This is a genomic window from Pseudomonas sp. HMSC08G10 (assembly GCF_001808425.1).
GTDB lineage: Bacteria > Pseudomonadota > Gammaproteobacteria > Pseudomonadales > Pseudomonadaceae > Aquipseudomonas > Aquipseudomonas guariconensis.
In genome coordinates this window covers 126,969-139,973 of the sequence record NZ_KV793292.1, presented here as the reverse complement: position 1 = coordinate 139,973, position 13,005 = coordinate 126,969, and the positions used below count along the sequence as shown (strand labels likewise).

The following is a 13,005-nucleotide window of genomic DNA, read 5'->3' as shown; positions in this document are numbered from 1 at the left end:
AGATTCGGGAAGTCTTTTTCAGACCTTCCCTAAATGCCTTGATCAAGAAAGCATGACAAGACAATCCCTGTTGGCCCAACGACGATCCTGTTTTCGACTTGGGGATTGAACGAGTCCGTTGTCCAACCAGGACTCAAGCTTCAGACGGTTTTGATCCACCTCTCATGGCGTGTCACTCCACCCCTGGAGTGTCAATTCTTCATATCGTCCGTGCTTGGCTATTTTTCCATGGCTGTGCGGAGGCCACCATCACCCTTTTGTGTGAGCTGGCGCTGGGCAGATACGGTCACAGGAGATACAGATTGATCAGGGCCCAGCGCCACACCGCAGCGACTATCAATTGCACGGCAAATGCGCCGAACCTGAGCCTTGCAAGCACGATCGCACTGGGATGAGTCAGGGTGGCCGTGCCCAAGCGCTCATGCAAGGATAATCCTTGCGTAGGTGGGTTAGGACGTTAAGTCCCAGCCTAGCCCAGTCGCATTGAAGCCTGAGGCGCTTTCGCCGATCGGCTGGCAGTTGGACTAGGGACGATCGTGTCGCGTTGGCTCCATCGCTCACTGCAGGGTCGTGTCGTCGAACCTTTCCAAGAAGCGCTCGATCTGCGTCTTGCCGCACAGATGCACGGTTGGAACCTGCGGCGCCACAGTCAGGCGGATGGCTTCAATCTCTGCGCGATAGCTGCTATCGAACTGCCAGACGAATTTCAAGAACTCCAGAAACGCTTTGTCCAGGCGTTCCTTGCAGCCAACCGGCCGGTCGGCCCGGGGCCTGTCCAGCAGGCTGCGAACGATCACCCGGGCGAGGCAGGTGAGTCGCGGGGTATCAAGCCAGATGACCAGGTCGGCTTGGGGCAGGCGCAGGTCGAAGGTGCGCCGTGCATAGTTGCCTTCGCAGACCCAGGCGGGCGCGGCAACGGCATGGCGTACCCGTTCGCGAAACTGGTCGGCGTCGGGTTCTTCCCAGTTTGGTTCCCAGAACAACGTATCCAGGTGCACGACGCAAGCGCCGAGGCGTTTGCCCAGCGCCCGGGCCAATGTCGATTTGCCGCTGCCGGCGTTACCGAGTATCACAATCCGTTGCATGGGAAGACTTCCAGTCGCCAAATGAGGGGCGGCGATTTTGCGGATTTTGCGGGTGCTGTCAAGGTGAGAAGGGCCGTTGCAGGCCAGCCTATCCTGACGAATCAGGCTGGGTCCTTGAGCAGTGGCAGGCGCATCACGAATGTCGAAGAACAACGAGAACTCGATTGAACAGGATCAGCTTTTTATCCGTGTCGCGATACTCGACGACGAGTCGGCCGAACTGGATCGGCTCGAGCAGCCCCTGCTACAGATGCCGCGTCGGGCGAACAGGCCTGGATGGTGCATCGCTTCGCCCGAGTCGGTTGGAGCGCGTAGCGGGGGAGTGAGGCCCCACACGCGGATTCGCCGGCAGGCTATTTGATGCCGATCACTTTGATCGTGACAATCGAGAGGGCCTCGGGTGGTGTTGTCGAGGCTGCAGCCGGCATGTCCTTGGCCTGGCTAATGGGGAGATGGATCGTGGCCGATCCCCCGAGCCCAAGCTGTTTGAAAATATCCCGGAATGGCGCGGGCAGGCGCTTTACCTGGCTGCTTCGGGTTTCCCGGGTGGCCAGCACTTCGCCTGTGCTCAGGCGCTCGTCGAATTCGAACAGGATATCGCTCTGGTCCGTCACGGCGGGCGCCTTGCCCTTGTCAAGGATCTTGTAGATCACCCCACCAGGCAGCGTTACTGCGTTCTTTTCCTTGGCGGCGGCGGCCAACAGGGTTTGGCTCTGCTTTCGATGCTTGGCCCTCGTGGCCTCCTGCAGTTGGCGATTCAGATCGGCCAGCGCTGTTGCGAGCGTGTCCTGGGGCAGTTGCATTCGATCGTTGATTTTGTCATTGAAGCCTTGGGCGAACGCCTGCACGTCCATTGTCTTGCCAATGGAGGCGAGTCGCTGGGTTTGCTCGGGAACGTTTTCGGCGTACCAGGCGCCCACGGCATAACTGGTGCGCGCATCGTTCGAGGCCTCATCGTTCAAGTGGCTGATGGCCGCGCTTTTCGCCTGGGCATCCACGAGCGCGGTCTGTCGATCCGAGAGCTGCTGGTTGGCCGTGAACAGGTTCGCCACCTGTTGCTCCAAGTGGTTCAGTGCATCCACAAGTACCTTCTTTTGCTCAAGCTCATCAGCCAGTTGGTGGGCGAGATCGCTCACCCGAGCGATTTGCTGCTCCTGCTCGGGGGTGACGTTCGCTGGCGAGGCAACGGTGAATCCGCTGAACACTGAAGACAGGCTGCAAAGCGCAATGCCAAAGTACTTTTCCATCAGGTATCCAGAGCCTGTCACGGTGATGGGTCATCGATTCGCAATGGGACCATGACAGGGCCAGGCGGCCAATAAGATGAGTCTTAAAAGTGCGTTGGTGGGAACACCGAGTGCCGGCGTGTTTGCAGTATCATGCGCGCCCGCTTTCGGAGCAGCCCATGGCCAAAGACATCGACAACCCCTGCGTCTCGCTTTGCCAGCTCAATGGCGAGCTGTGCGTGAGCTGTGGCAGAACCCGCGAAGAGATCCGCAAATGGCGCGGCATGAAGCGGCCGGAGAAGATGGCGACGGTGCAGCGTGCGGCGACGCGGTTGAAGGCCATCGTCAAGAAGGGGGCCAAGCGCCAGGTGCGTGACTGACCGGTGAATAGGCTTGGGGCTGCTCAGAGCAGCCCCAAGGTCCATCGCCAGCGCGCTTGAGCTTTTATCGCAATGCCTTGCCTTTGGTCTCCGGCGCCCAGGCCACCGTCACCAGCAGGCCCAGCAGCGGGAAGCCTGCCATCATGATCAAGGTCGCCGAGAAGCCGAACGCCTGCAGCAACGACGGCAGCAGGTAGGTCACGCCTGCTGCCGATATCCGCGAGAAAGCCGCCGAGAAGCCGATCCCGGTCGCACGGACATGGGTGTCGAAAATCTCAGGCGGATACACGAACTGGATGTTGTTGATCGCAGGCCCGATGAACATGTAGGTCGCGAACAAGCCTACGACGACCCAGGTCGGCGCATGGGCGAACAGGCCCAGTGCCAAGAAGATCGCCAGTACCGCGACGAAGGTCCAGATGACGAATCCGCGACGGCTCATCCAGTGCACCAGGAACACCCCAAAGATCACCCCGGCGATCTGAATGGCGTTCAGCGACAGGTCGACCCGGTGATCGCCTTGCAGCCCCAGCGTTTCCAGCACCGGCACCATGAAGGTGAAGATGGCGAAGAAGGGGCCGACCTGACAGAACCAGAACAGGCCGGAGAACAAGGTGTGTTTCCAGGTGTCGCGCTTGAACAGCTCGCCCAGCGAGGCGCCTTTGGGGCTGACATCGACATCGGGAATCGCGTACTTGGCGCCGAAGTGTCGATCGACGATGGCCCGGGCCTCGGCGTCCCGTCCCTGTGCCTTGAGCCACATCGGTGTTTCCGGCAGCAGCAGGCGAAGCAGGTAGATGATGACCGCTGGAATCACACTCGAACCCAACAGCATCCGCCAGTTATCGCCGTCGTAGAAGGCGCCGATGATGAAGGCGGCGGTAAAGCCGATCTGCCAGGCGATGGTGAAGCAGCCCAGCAAGGCCCCGCGGTTCTTGCGTCGGGAAAACTCGGCCAGGACCGTGGAACCGACGGCGTACTCGACGCAGATCGCCAGGCCCAGGAGCAAGCGGATGACCACCAGTTGCCAGACGTCCTGCACGAAGAACTGGCACACCGACAGGACAATGAACGCCGCCAGGTTCCAGGAGAACACTGGTCGACGTCCGTAACGGTCGGCGAAGTTGCCGAACACCAGACCGCCGATGAATACACCGATCAACGCACTGCAGGCAATCAGGCCTTGGCTCGTGGCGGTCAGCAGCAGTTCGTTCTTGGCCAGCGCCAGCGCAGGGCCGACGATTCCCAGGATGTAGCCATCCAGCGCAGCGCCGCCCAAACAGGCGAGCGCGGCAATGACATGGATGGGCATCAGGCGCGCCTCATCCAGCAAACGTTGACCGGACGTGCTGCTTGCTTCGCGTGGACTCGAAGCGATTGGCATACCCATAAAAGCCTCCACAATCTCTCGTTGTAATTATTGATGTGCGCAGACGGTCCCCCCGCCGTGGCGGGCGCCTGCATGACGCGTGCTGGGTCTATGTGGTGGTGCGATACCGGGGCCGTCGGGAACAAAGACCTCAGGCCCCGGCAGTGGGACTAGGGAATGGCGATCACCGCCTCGATCTCGACCTGGGCGCCTTTGGGTAGGGCCTTGACCTCATAACAGGCGCGCGCTGGGCAAGGCGCCGAGAAGAACTCGGCATAGGCCCCATTGACCAAGGTGAACGCACTCAGGTCGGTGACCAGCAGCGTCGTCTTGACCGTGTACTTCAAGGAGGTGCCGGCTTCGTGCGCGATGGCGGCAATGTTCTCCAGGCACTGACGCGTCTGCGCGACGACGTCATCGGAACAGAACTCGCCGGTGGCCGGCACGATGGGCAACTGGCCCGAAACGAACAACAAGTTGCCGATCCGTATGGCCTGGGAGTAGGGGCCGATGGCAAGCGGGGCGTGGGTGCTGGAAACCTGGGTGATCATGTCGATATCCGTTGTCGTGGGAAAGGTGCGTTGCAGTGGTGCGATCAGTCGGTGCTCAAATGGTCCGTCGCGCCGTCCAGGAAGGCTTCGATGCGCGCGTACCAGGGCGCGATGTCGAGGTTGTTGCGCGCCAGCCATTGGGCGCTGAAATAGGTGTCTGCGTAGCGATCGCCGCTGTCGCAGATCAAGGTCACCAGCGAGCCCTCTTCGCCACGGCGTTTCATTTCGCTGGCAATGCACAGCAGCCCGAAGAAGTTCGTGCCGGTCGAGCCGCCGACGCGGCGGAACAGACGCTCCGACAGCACATGGGCGGCGGCGATCGAGGCGGCATCCGGCACCTTGAACATGCGGTCGATCACGCCCGGAATGAACGACGGCTCCACACGCGGGCGACCGATGCCTTCGATCCGCGAAGGGTGTGCACAGGTCGTTGACAGATCCCCGGTCTGCCAGGCTTCGCAGAACGCGGAGTTCTCCACGTCCACGACGCACAGGCGGGTGTCGAAACCGCGATAGCGGATGTAGCGGCCGAGGGTGGCCGAGGTGCCGCCGGTGCCGGCGCTCATCACCACCCACGCTGGGCACGACTGCTCCTCGCACTCCATCTGGTTGAATATGCTTTGTGCGATGTTGTTGTTGCCGCGCCAGTCGGTCGCCCGTTCGGCGTAGGTGAACTGGTCCAGGTAGTAGCCGCCTTTTTGTGCCGCGATCTCGGCGGCCACGCGATAGACCTCGCCGGGGTGATCGACGAACTCGCAGACCCCACCGAAACGCCGGATGGCGCCGATCTTCGCTTCGCTGGTGCTTCTGGGCATCACGGCAATGAACGGCAAGCCCAGCAGGTTGGCGAAGTAGGCTTCCGACACAGCCGTGGAACCGGAGGAGGCTTCGACCAGGGTGGTGCCCTGGTTGATCCGTCCGTTGCAGATTCCATAGAGAAACAGCGAGCGGGCCAAGCGGTGCTTCAGGCTGCCGGTGGGGTGGGTACTCTCGTCCTTGAGGTAGACCGAGAGCTTGCCCAGGCCTGGGAAGGTCGGCTTGATCAGATGGGTGTCGGCCGAGCGATGACCGTCGCCCTCCAGCAACCTGACCGCGTTGCGTGACCAATCGATAGCTACGGATTGCGTGGTATCAGTGCCCATATCAATAGTTCCAAGTTACGCCGATCGTTATGAATTGCGCCCACGACCCAGCGCGGACAGCCTCGAGGGCCATCCGGGGTGCAATCAATTGCCGTGGGACAGTGCGTCAGTTGCTGGGGGCGTCGGCCGACAGGCGTTCGTCCAGCTCCAGCACTGCATCGAGCAGTACCGTGGCGCCCTTGGCGCATTGCTCGGGTGAGGAGTACTCGCGCACGTTGTGCGAGAGCCCCAGGTACGACGGAATGAAGATCATCGCGCTCGGTGCCAGGCCAGCCACGTGCGCGGCGTCGTGACCGGCGCCGGAGACCATGCGCCGTGCCGAAAAGCCCAGGGCCTCGGTGCAAGCGGCCACGACATCGACGATGCGTGCGTCGAACCTGACTGGTGGCTTGAGCCATACCCTGCGCACCTGCGCCTCGGGGGCGATGCGCCGGACCTCGGCGGTCAGTTCGGTCTCCAGCGCCGTGAGCCCTGCATCGGTGGGGTGGCGCAGGTCCACCTCCAGCGACACCGAGCCCGGTATGACATTGCGTGAATTGGGCCCGGCACTGATGTAGCCGACCGTGCCCACACCCGGGGCATGGCGGGCTGCCACGGCCTCGACCGCCAACACGATCTTGGAGGCCGCGACCAGGGCATCCTCGCGCATCGTCATGGGACGGCCACCGGCATGGGCTTCGACGCCGGGCACTTTGATGTCCAGCCAGCAAACCCCCTGTACCGCTTCGACGACACCGATCTCCAGGTTCTGCGCTTCCAGTACCGGCCCTTGCTCGATATGCAGTTCCAGGTAGGCGGAAAACGGCATGAAGCCAGGCTCACGATCACCGGCATAGCCGATGGCGTCCAGTGCCTGTGCCACTGAAACACCGGACTTGTCGCAGGTCGCGGCAACGGTTTCCAGCGAGTGGGCGCCGCAATACACGCCCGAGCCCATCATGGCCGGGGCAAAGCGAGAACCCTCTTCGTTAGTCCAGACGATGACAGTGATCGGGTGGGCAGGGCGCACCCCGGCATCCTGCAATGCGCGCAGCAGCTCGACACCGGCCAGCACCCCGAGGATGCCGTCGAAGCGGCCGCCGGCAGGCTGCGTGTCCAGGTGGCTGCCCATGGCGATGGGGGCCAGGTTCGGGTCGCGGCCGGGGTAGGTCGCGAAGAGGTTGCCGATCCGGTCGATGTCGATCGTGCAGCCCAGGGCACGGCACTCGGCCACGAACCAGTCCCGAACCTGACGGTCCTCCTCGCTGAGGGCCAGGCGACGCATGCCGGTTTCACCGAAGGCGCCGAACCTGGCGGTCGACATCACGTCCGCCCAGAGGCGGTCTTGCTGGATGTGCACTTTGCGCGCCTTGCTGGTCGATACGCTCATTGCTGGCCGTCCTGTTTTTTCACGTAGCGGTACTTGAAGTCGCAGCAGGGCGCGCCCTCCATCAAGGTCTGGGTGCGTTCGAGTTCGATGTTTGGGTCGTAGCCTTGCGGGAACATGTAGTCGCGGTTGCAGGACAACAGATGCCCGATGTGGCCCAGGCCCATTTCCCGGTACATCTCGGCGTAGCGGCAGCGGTGGACGGTGTAGTTGAAGTGCTCGTCGGTGGCCGTGTCGACGGCGATGATCAGCGCATCGTCCTGGGTCCACAGCGACTGCAGCTCCTGGAAGGTACGCAGGCTGGTGCCACCCGGGGTCTTGGCGGCGAAGGCCTGGCCGGCCTCGACGGCGGCCTTGCGGATCGCGGCATCGATGATCGATTGGGCCATGTCCTCGCCCAGTCGGGCGCAGAGTTCCTGGTAGACCGGTGCGATGACACCGGCCTCGATACGGCGCCGGGCAAGGATGCCGATCTCGCCGTCGGTGGCGGATGCCGGACGGTCACCTGGCTTGTCACTCATGCTGCTTCTCCTTTGCTGGAGTTCTTATGGGTATGTGTCGGCACTATACCCAGCAGCACTTATTGGCTGGTAACGGATTTATCTGATAATTTGATCGCGATTCGCAATAAATAAGGCGCGCGATCGACCCGGCGCCCAACGGCCTCAAGCCTTTAGAGGAAGCACTCCGATGGATACCGTCCTGCTGCGCAGTTTCTACAAAGTGGCCTCGGTGGGGAGCTTCAGTGAGGCAGCGCGTCTGCTCAATGCCAGCCAGTCCACGGTCAGCGGGCATATCGCCAAGCTCGAGGACTACCTGCAGACCCAGCTTTTCCGGCGTACCACCCGCAGTTGCCAGCTGACCACGGCCGGTGACGTGCTGCTCACTCATGTCACCACCTTGCTGCAGGTCATCGACCGGATCGAGGAAGAGTTCTGCCCCGCGCGCATGGGCGGCACGATCAAGCTTGGGCTGCCGGATGAGTATCACCTGTTCTCGCGCCTGGCGCCGGTGCTGCAAACCTTCATGGCCATGCGCCCGAAGGTGACCATCAAGGTCACTTCGGGGTTGTCCTACGAGCACAGCCGGGCGCTCGCCGATGGCTTTCTCGATGCCGCGCTGATGCGCGAGCCGTTGCAGGAAGGGCAGGTGGCAGATCTATGCCCCTCCCAGCTGGTGTGGATCGGCCTGCCGGGCTTTGACCTGGACCAGGCCGAGGTCCTGCCGCTGGCGCATATTTCAGGGCATTGCCTGTACTTTCGCGAGGCTTTCACGGCGCTGGACCAGGCGGGTGTGCCGTGGCGTTCGGTGTATGACTGCAACACGCTCGAAGGCATTCGCACGGCGGTGCGCAGTGGCCTTGCCATTGCTGCCATCCCCGAGGAAGACTGCCCTGATGATCTTGTGAAGCTGCATCATCCGCGGTTGCCCAGGCTGCCCATCGTGCATGGGCAGTTCAAGACTGCCCACCGCGAACCGCCGGTCATCGTGCAGCAGTTGCTCGCGACCCTGCGCGAGGCCTTGCAGGCCGATGGAAACTAGCAAAGCAGCTTGCCGAAGCCGGTCATGGAGGGCCTACGGCCCATGCAACGCAGTGCATGCCAGAAGGCTGCCTGGTTCGAGGTGATCACCGGCAGCCCTGTTTGCGCCTCCAGCGGTGCGATCAAGTCCAGCGTGGCAGCGGTGGTGCAGGAGAGGAAAAGTGCATCGGCGGTGGCGATATCCATCTGAGCGATGGCACGTCGATAATGCGCCAGCCCCGGAGTGGCGATCTGCACGTCGCTGGTCAGGCCAAAGCACAGACGATCGGAAAAACCGATACCGGCCTCAGCGAATACCCCGCTGGTGATCTCGGCGACATCCTCGGTATAGGGCGCGATGAATGCGATCTTGCTGCATCCCAGGTACTTCAAAGCTTCCACGGCGGCGGTCGCTGGATTGGTGACTGTCACACCGGGACGCAAGGCAGCGATTTGCCCGGCGATTTTCGCGGGTCCGATGATCGCGGAGCCGGAAGTACAGGCGAAGACGATGGCATCGAGTTGTGCTTCAGGCAGCAGCAAACCCATGGCGTCCGGGATGCCCTCTTCGAGCCGCGCGAGCGTGGTGGGCGTCAGTGGCATCGATTGGGCGATCCGCGTGGTCACGATATCGACTCCGGCCGCCAGTCCCATGCGCCAGAAGTCACGCTCGACCAGCACATCCGACGCCAGCGCGATCAAGCCCAGGCGAGGGCGGCGCTGCGGTGGCTGAGTGAAATCGATACCCGTCTGGTGTTGCTTCATGACCTGATCTCCCGGCAGTAAGTGCTATTTGGTGCCCGATCCGCATCATAGCGGAGGGACAAACGCACGACTGACGGTGTGTTTCGGCAGGTCCATCGCGATCTGCGATGAATGAGGGCAAAGGTGGCGCCAGGTACCTGGGCATCGGGCGATGTCCAGGTACCTCGGTGAGCCAGGCGCTCGTCGCGGAGCGAGCCTGATCAGCGATCGTTCTTGGTGGAGGAGTGGACTGCGTTGTCCAAGCCTTTGGTGTTGTGACTACCCGGTGTGGTGTCGGAGATCGCTCGGGCCTTCTCCAGACCGCGGGTTTCCTTGGCGTGTGCGACTCCGGAGGTCACCGAGCCATGCCCTTCGCTGTCATTTCTGTCCTGGCCGTAATGCTTGCCGCTCACGCCGTGGTCACGGGTGGCTTTGCCGGCATGCAGACCACCCTCGTTGGCGCCATTGCTGTTGCTGCCATGGTTGCCGCCCAGCCCGCCCTTGCCGCCGCCATGGCCACCGCCGTGACCGCCGCCATGACCGCCGCCGCCACCATGACCGCCACCGCCACCGCCACCGCCACCGCCACCGCCGCCGCCACCCTTGGCATAAACCGAACCAATCGGTGAAAGGTCGGCGGGCAGTATGGCTGTAGCACCAAGCGCGAACGCGCACACTGCTGCAACTACCAGGGTTTTCTTCATGATCGAATCGCCTCCAGGGGCGGGATTGGGATGCCGATATGACATCGTCCAGGCCACTGAGTTCGCGGCCTGGCGACGAAATGCAGGCACGCCGGTGCCAAGTTTTCGCTGTCGGGTTCTGTTGGTGGGCGCTACGCTCAGTAGCGGCATTCTCAAGTAAGGAGACAGATGCAATGTCCAGACTCAACACACTGCTCGCCACCACCCTGGGGCTGGCCTTGCTGGGCGCAGCCCCAGTGCTGGCCGACCCAGGCAAGGGCAATGGCCACGGCAAAAACATGCAGCACGGTAATCAAGGTCATCAGAATCCGGGCGGCGGCAACGACTGGCGCGGTGGCCCGCAGATAGACATCGGGGGCATTCGGGTCATCCTCGACGATAATCGCGGCTACTGGAGCCCGGGAGCAGACCTGCCGCCTGGCGTGCGGAAGAATCTGGCACGCGGCAAGCCGCTTCCGCCAGGCATCGCCAAGAAGCTCGATGGGCGCCTGATTGGCCGGCTGCCTCACTATGACGGCTATGAGTGGCGCCAGGCTGGCACCGACTTGCTGCTGGTCACGATCGCCACGGGCCTGATCTATGAAGTGCTGACCAATGTGCTGGATTGATCCGCCCTGGCGCTGCCACGCCGCCTTGCAAGCTCAGCGGCGTGGCTGCTGGAAGGTGCGCGGGGGCTGCCCGAATTCCCGTTTGAACATCGCCGTGAACGCGCTAGGCGTGGAATAGCCGGCATCCAGCGAGACGTCGAGAATGTTGTGGCCTTGGGCAAGCCTGTCCAGCGCGATCAATAGCCGCGCCTGTTTGCGCCATGTACCGAAACTCATGCCCACATCCTCATGGAACCAGCGCTGCACAGTCTTGATGTTCAAGCCAAGGAAGGCGGCGCACTCGGCCAGCCCCCAATCCAGCGTCCTGTTCTGGACAAGGTGCTGGCACAGCGCTTGAAGACGCTGCCCCCTGGGGCGCGGCAGGTAGATCGCCGAGACTCTGGCGAGCGCCAGTTCATCGAGCAGCAACCCGACCAGGCGGGCATGCCGGCTACCTTTGGCAATCTCCAGGTCCATGCCCGAGGTCTCGATGATCAATTCGCGCACCAGATTGGAGATGGCGTAGACCGCGCACTCGTTAGGCATGCCCGGGGTGCGCTGTGGCGCGAAATAAAGCGTGCGGATACAGGTGGCACCGAGACTGCGTGTCCAGTGGGCGACCTCGGCGGGAATCCACAATCCGTAATTGCAAGGCACCACCCAGCACCCCTGATGGGTGTTGACCATCAACGTGCCCTGGGTGGTATAGAGCAACTGCCCATGGGGGTGTCGGTGGGTTTCGATGCAGGTGCCGTCCGCCAGGTCCAGGGCCAGCGTGGCCACTTCCCGGTCAGGTGGGAGGAAATGCTGGGTCGCGATCGGGGTCTTGTTGTCCATTATTCGACGATTTGTGTCCATCAGTCGTTAGACGGGAGCGCGCCAGCTTAGCATCATGGCGCCTCATACCCTCGCCCTGTGTGCCTTCGCTCATGAACACGCCTTTGCCTGACCCGGCTGATTTCTCCCAGCAGGTCCTTGCGCAGCTCAAGCGCATCGCCGATTCCCTGGAACGCGCATTCGCGCCTCCACCCGTGCCCGTCCTGGACCCCGATGCCATCGCCTACCAATGGCAGTACCGAGCCAGCCAGGGCGGCCATCGCGCCACCTTGGTACCGGTCAGGCGGCCCATGCTCATCGGCTTCGATCAACTGCAGAACGTTGACCGGCAAAAGGCGCTGATCCGCCAGAACACCCAGCAGTTTCTCGACGGCAAGCCAGCCAACAATGTGTTGCTGACCGGCTCCAGGGGCACGGGCAAGTCCTCGCTGGTCAAGGCGTGCCTCAACGAGTTCCACTCGCGTGGGCTCAAGCTGGTGGAGATCGACAAGGAAAATATCGGGGACCTGCCCGAGGTCATCGAGATAGTCAGTCACCAGCCTGGATACTTCATCCTGTTCTGCGATGACTTGTCGTTCGAGGAGGGGGATATCGGTTACAAGCGTCTTAAGACCGCCCTGGACGGTTCGGTGGCCGAGCATTCGTCGAACGTGCTGATCTACGCCACGTCCAACCGCCGGCACCTGATTGCCGAACGCGCCTCGGACAACCTGTCCATGACTCGCGGCGAGAACGGTGCACTGCACCCAGGGGAAGAGATAGAAGAGAAAGTGTCGCTGTCCGAGCGCTTCGGACTGTGGATTTCGTTCTACGGCTTCTCGCCGGACGAATACCTGAACGCGGTGGACCAGTGGCTGGCGTTCTACGGTGTGCCTGCGCATGCCATCGAGCAGGCCCATGTGCACGCGGTTCGCTGGGCCACTCAGCGCGGCTCGCGCTCCGGGCGCATCGCCGCGCAGTTTGCCCGGGACTACGCCGGACGCTGGAGCCAGGACACGCCCTGATATCAGGGCGTGAGGCGCTTAACGACGGTAATAGCGCTGATCACGCCCGTAGTAGCGCCGGTCGTGATCGTAGTAACGGTGATCGTGTTCGTAGCGGGCGCGGTAGTGACGGCGTTCCCACTCGTGACGACGCTCGGCCTCCCGGCGGGCCTGCTCGCGGCGCCACTGGGCACGGCGCCAATCGTCCCGTCTGTCGTGCCAGCGGCCGTCTCGCCAGTAGCGGTCGTCGTGAGCGAGCATCGGGCCTTGTTGCTTATCGGTCAGGCTGGCCAGGCTCGGCCAGGGGTTCTCGACCACCCGAGGGGTCGTGATCGGGGCGGCGGGCGCTGGACTTGCCGCTTTCATCGGTGAAGCAGATGCCGAGCCCATCGACGCGAACGCGAACAGGCCAAGGAGCACCATTCGTGGGACGTTGATTTTCATGAGCAAAGACAACCTCTGAATGACATTGGGATCGCGGCCATGGGGCTTAAACAGCGGTGGGCCGCGT

Annotated in this window: 15 protein-coding genes and 1 pseudogene; 5 read left to right on the top strand and 11 right to left on the bottom strand. The window is 62.5% G+C overall.

Going from position 1 to position 13,005, the window contains the following annotated elements; all coding sequences use genetic code 11:
* Positions 1 to 557 precede the first annotated feature (557 nt).
* Positions 558 to 1,085 (bottom strand): P-loop NTPase family protein, encoded by a 528-nt coding sequence (locus tag HMPREF3173_RS04100; RefSeq protein ID WP_070571653.1) that lies wholly within the window; start codon positions 1,083 to 1,085, stop codon positions 558 to 560.
* Positions 1,086 to 1,269: 184 nt separating this feature from the next.
* Between HMPREF3173_RS04100 and HMPREF3173_RS24250 the strand changes: the two are divergent.
* Positions 1,270 to 1,382, top strand: a pseudogene (locus HMPREF3173_RS24250) (DNA-binding response regulator); the annotation flags it as partial.
* 56 nt (positions 1,383 to 1,438) lie between these two features.
* On the opposite strand, the gene HMPREF3173_RS04090 reads toward HMPREF3173_RS24250, so the two are convergent.
* On the bottom strand, positions 1,439 to 2,332 hold the full coding sequence (locus HMPREF3173_RS04090) for an FKBP-type peptidyl-prolyl cis-trans isomerase N-terminal domain-containing protein (RefSeq protein ID WP_070571651.1): 894 nt from the start codon (positions 2,330 to 2,332) through the stop codon (positions 1,439 to 1,441).
* A gap of 158 nt (positions 2,333 to 2,490) precedes the next feature.
* Here HMPREF3173_RS04090 and HMPREF3173_RS04085 point away from each other — a divergent pair, with 158 nt between their 5' ends.
* On the top strand, positions 2,491 to 2,691 hold the full coding sequence (locus HMPREF3173_RS04085) for a DUF1289 domain-containing protein (RefSeq protein WP_070571650.1): 201 nt from the start codon (positions 2,491 to 2,493) through the stop codon (positions 2,689 to 2,691).
* A gap of 64 nt (positions 2,692 to 2,755) precedes the next feature.
* Here the strand turns inward: HMPREF3173_RS04085 and HMPREF3173_RS04080 are convergent, their stop codons facing one another.
* From HMPREF3173_RS04080 to HMPREF3173_RS04060, 5 genes are all read right to left on the bottom strand, one after another.
* Positions 2,756 to 4,081, bottom strand: a complete 1,326-nt coding sequence (locus HMPREF3173_RS04080; RefSeq protein WP_070571649.1) for an MFS transporter — start codon at positions 4,079 to 4,081, stop codon at positions 2,756 to 2,758.
* Between the two features lie 149 nt (positions 4,082 to 4,230).
* Positions 4,231 to 4,611 (bottom strand): Rid family detoxifying hydrolase, encoded by a 381-nt coding sequence (locus tag HMPREF3173_RS04075; protein WP_070571648.1) that lies wholly within the window; start codon positions 4,609 to 4,611, stop codon positions 4,231 to 4,233.
* Between the two features lie 44 nt (positions 4,612 to 4,655).
* Positions 4,656 to 5,753 (bottom strand): PLP-dependent cysteine synthase family protein, encoded by a 1,098-nt coding sequence (locus HMPREF3173_RS04070; RefSeq protein WP_070571647.1) that lies wholly within the window; start codon positions 5,751 to 5,753, stop codon positions 4,656 to 4,658.
* Between the two features lie 106 nt (positions 5,754 to 5,859).
* The gene (locus HMPREF3173_RS04065; RefSeq protein WP_070571646.1) at positions 5,860 to 7,122 is read right to left on the bottom strand and encodes a hydantoinase/carbamoylase family amidase; all 1,263 of its coding nucleotides are present in this window, start codon (positions 7,120 to 7,122) and stop codon (positions 5,860 to 5,862) included.
* Positions 7,119 to 7,640, bottom strand: coding sequence for an L-2-amino-thiazoline-4-carboxylic acid hydrolase (locus tag HMPREF3173_RS04060; protein WP_070571645.1), 522 nt, complete (start codon positions 7,638 to 7,640; stop codon positions 7,119 to 7,121). Before HMPREF3173_RS04060 ends, HMPREF3173_RS04065 begins: the two co-directional genes overlap by 4 nt.
* A gap of 169 nt (positions 7,641 to 7,809) precedes the next feature.
* Between HMPREF3173_RS04060 and HMPREF3173_RS04055 the strand changes: the two genes are divergently transcribed.
* The gene (locus HMPREF3173_RS04055; RefSeq protein ID WP_052352375.1) at positions 7,810 to 8,661 is read left to right on the top strand and encodes a LysR family transcriptional regulator; all 852 of its coding nucleotides are present in this window, start codon (positions 7,810 to 7,812) and stop codon (positions 8,659 to 8,661) included.
* Here HMPREF3173_RS04055 and HMPREF3173_RS04050 read toward each other — a convergent pair.
* Complete coding sequence (locus tag HMPREF3173_RS04050) at positions 8,658 to 9,404, bottom strand: maleate cis-trans isomerase family protein (RefSeq protein WP_070571644.1); 747 nt, start codon at positions 9,402 to 9,404, stop codon at positions 8,658 to 8,660. The genes HMPREF3173_RS04055 and HMPREF3173_RS04050 overlap by 4 nt on opposite strands.
* A gap of 200 nt (positions 9,405 to 9,604) precedes the next feature.
* On the bottom strand, positions 9,605 to 10,087 hold the full coding sequence (locus tag HMPREF3173_RS24510; protein WP_070571643.1) for a hypothetical protein: 483 nt from the start codon (positions 10,085 to 10,087) through the stop codon (positions 9,605 to 9,607).
* Between the two features lie 173 nt (positions 10,088 to 10,260).
* Here HMPREF3173_RS24510 and HMPREF3173_RS04040 point away from each other — a divergent pair, with 173 nt between their 5' ends.
* A complete protein-coding gene (locus tag HMPREF3173_RS04040; protein ID WP_070571642.1) occupies positions 10,261 to 10,695 on the top strand; it encodes an anti-virulence regulator CigR family protein in 435 nt (144 codons plus the stop codon).
* 33 nt (positions 10,696 to 10,728) lie between these two features.
* On the opposite strand, the gene HMPREF3173_RS04035 is transcribed toward HMPREF3173_RS04040, so the two are convergent.
* Entirely contained in the window at positions 10,729 to 11,511 is a 783-nt protein-coding gene (locus HMPREF3173_RS04035; protein ID WP_070571641.1) for an AraC family transcriptional regulator, read from the bottom strand.
* A 92-nt stretch (positions 11,512 to 11,603) separates the two neighbouring features.
* On the opposite strand from HMPREF3173_RS04035, the gene HMPREF3173_RS04030 reads away from it, so the two are divergent.
* Positions 11,604 to 12,515 carry an ATP-binding protein gene (locus HMPREF3173_RS04030; RefSeq protein ID WP_070571640.1) on the top strand — a complete coding sequence of 304 codons (912 nt, stop codon included), beginning with the start codon at positions 11,604 to 11,606 and terminating at the stop codon, positions 12,513 to 12,515.
* 18 nt (positions 12,516 to 12,533) lie between these two features.
* Here the strand turns inward: HMPREF3173_RS04030 and HMPREF3173_RS04025 are convergent, their stop codons facing one another.
* On the bottom strand, positions 12,534 to 12,938 hold the full coding sequence (locus tag HMPREF3173_RS04025) for a hypothetical protein (RefSeq protein WP_043207010.1): 405 nt from the start codon (positions 12,936 to 12,938) through the stop codon (positions 12,534 to 12,536).
* Positions 12,939 to 13,005 lie beyond the last annotated feature (67 nt).

Bases quoted from the DNA above. Each gene is read 5' to 3' on its own strand.
- HMPREF3173_RS04100 (WP_070571653.1), bottom strand. From the start codon at position 1,085: ATGCAACGGATTGTGATACTCGGTAACGCCGGCAGCGGCAAATCGACA.
- HMPREF3173_RS04090 (WP_070571651.1), bottom strand. From the start codon at position 2,332: ATGGAAAAGTACTTTGGCATTGCGCTTTGCAGCCTGTCTTCAGTGTTC.
- HMPREF3173_RS04085 (WP_070571650.1), top strand. From the start codon at position 2,491: ATGGCCAAAGACATCGACAACCCCTGCGTCTCGCTTTGCCAGCTCAAT.
- HMPREF3173_RS04080 (WP_070571649.1), bottom strand. From the start codon at position 4,081: ATGGGTATGCCAATCGCTTCGAGTCCACGCGAAGCAAGCAGCACGTCC.
- HMPREF3173_RS04075 (WP_070571648.1), bottom strand. From the start codon at position 4,611: ATGATCACCCAGGTTTCCAGCACCCACGCCCCGCTTGCCATCGGCCCC.
- HMPREF3173_RS04070 (WP_070571647.1), bottom strand. From the start codon at position 5,753: ATGGGCACTGATACCACGCAATCCGTAGCTATCGATTGGTCACGCAAC.
- HMPREF3173_RS04065 (WP_070571646.1), bottom strand. From the start codon at position 7,122: ATGAGCGTATCGACCAGCAAGGCGCGCAAAGTGCACATCCAGCAAGAC.
- HMPREF3173_RS04060 (WP_070571645.1), bottom strand. From the start codon at position 7,640: ATGAGTGACAAGCCAGGTGACCGTCCGGCATCCGCCACCGACGGCGAG.
- HMPREF3173_RS04055 (WP_052352375.1), top strand. From the start codon at position 7,810: ATGGATACCGTCCTGCTGCGCAGTTTCTACAAAGTGGCCTCGGTGGGG.
- HMPREF3173_RS04050 (WP_070571644.1), bottom strand. From the start codon at position 9,404: ATGAAGCAACACCAGACGGGTATCGATTTCACTCAGCCACCGCAGCGC.
- HMPREF3173_RS24510 (WP_070571643.1), bottom strand. From the start codon at position 10,087: ATGAAGAAAACCCTGGTAGTTGCAGCAGTGTGCGCGTTCGCGCTTGGT.
- HMPREF3173_RS04040 (WP_070571642.1), top strand. From the start codon at position 10,261: ATGTCCAGACTCAACACACTGCTCGCCACCACCCTGGGGCTGGCCTTG.
- HMPREF3173_RS04035 (WP_070571641.1), bottom strand. From the start codon at position 11,511: ATGGACAACAAGACCCCGATCGCGACCCAGCATTTCCTCCCACCTGAC.
- HMPREF3173_RS04030 (WP_070571640.1), top strand. From the start codon at position 11,604: ATGAACACGCCTTTGCCTGACCCGGCTGATTTCTCCCAGCAGGTCCTT.
- HMPREF3173_RS04025 (WP_043207010.1), bottom strand. From the start codon at position 12,938: ATGAAAATCAACGTCCCACGAATGGTGCTCCTTGGCCTGTTCGCGTTC.